The 952-nt window shown below is 77.3% G+C and carries 2 protein-coding genes; both read left to right on the top strand.

The genetic code is table 11. The annotated features are described in order from the left end of the window. Positions 1-657 (top strand): ABC transporter permease (locus GTW08_RS20845; protein WP_161152415.1); only part of this gene is annotated, 657 nt, incomplete at its 5' end. Next, on the top strand, positions 654-952 hold a 299-nt coding region (locus GTW08_RS20840), incomplete at its 3' end, for an ATP-binding cassette domain-containing protein (RefSeq protein ID WP_161152414.1). The genes GTW08_RS20845 and GTW08_RS20840, both read left to right, overlap by 4 nt.

Here is a 952-nt window from a genome sequence, read left to right as displayed (position 1 = left end):
GCCGCCGGCGGGGTGGACGCCGACCTGCCGCGGCTGGCCGTCGCGGCGGGGTGGACGCTCCTGCTGTCCGGTGCGGCCGCGCTGCTGGCGGTGGCGATGGCGCTGCCGGTCGGGGTGCTCGCGGCCCGGTACCGGTCCCGCGCGGTCGCCGCGACCGAGTCGGTGGCCTACCTCGGGCAGGGGCTGCCGGGGGTCGTCGTCGGGCTGGCTCTGGTGTTCCTGTCCCTCGTGCTGGTCCCGGCGCTCTACCAGACCGCGGCGGTGCTGGTGTTCGGGTACGCGATCCTGTTCCTGCCCAAGTCGCTCGGTGCGACCCGCACGGCGGTCGAGCGGGTGCCGGTCGAGGCCGAGGAGGTCGCCCGCACCCTCGGCCGGACGCCGTGGTCGACCTGGTGGTCGGTGACGGCGCCGCAGGCCGCGCCCGGTGTGGCCGCCGGTGGGCTGCTCGTGGCGGTGACGGCGATGAAGGAGCTCCCGGCGACGCTCATGCTGCGCCCGACCGGGATCGACACCCTGGCCACCCGGTTGTGGTCGCAGACCTCGCTCGGGGCCTTCGGCGCGGCCGCCCCCGCTGCGCTGGCGCTGCTGCTGCTGGCGTGCGTCCCCGCGGCGCTGCTGGTCCGGGCCACCGCGGGCGTGCCGGGAGGAGGGCGATGAGGACCGGGTTGTCGGTGCGCGGGCTGCGGGCGGGCTACGGCCGGGACCCGGTGCTGCACGGGATCGACCTCGACGTCGCGCCGGGTGAGCTGGTGTCGGTGCTCGGCGCGTCGGGCAGCGGGAAGACGACCCTGCTGCGGGTGGTCGCCGGGCTGCACCGGCCCGCGGCCGGGACGGTGCACCTCGACGGTGACGACGTCACCGCCGTCGCACCGGAGCGGCGCCGGGTCGGGCTCGTCCCGCAGGAGGGGGCGCTGTTCGCGCACCTGACCGTGGCCCGCAACGTCGGGTTCGG

This window comes from Pseudonocardia sp. SID8383 (assembly GCF_009864975.1).
In the GTDB taxonomy this organism is placed as follows: domain Bacteria; phylum Actinomycetota; class Actinomycetes; order Mycobacteriales; family Pseudonocardiaceae; genus Pseudonocardia; species Pseudonocardia alni.
This window is presented reverse-complemented; position numbering and strand designations above follow the sequence as displayed.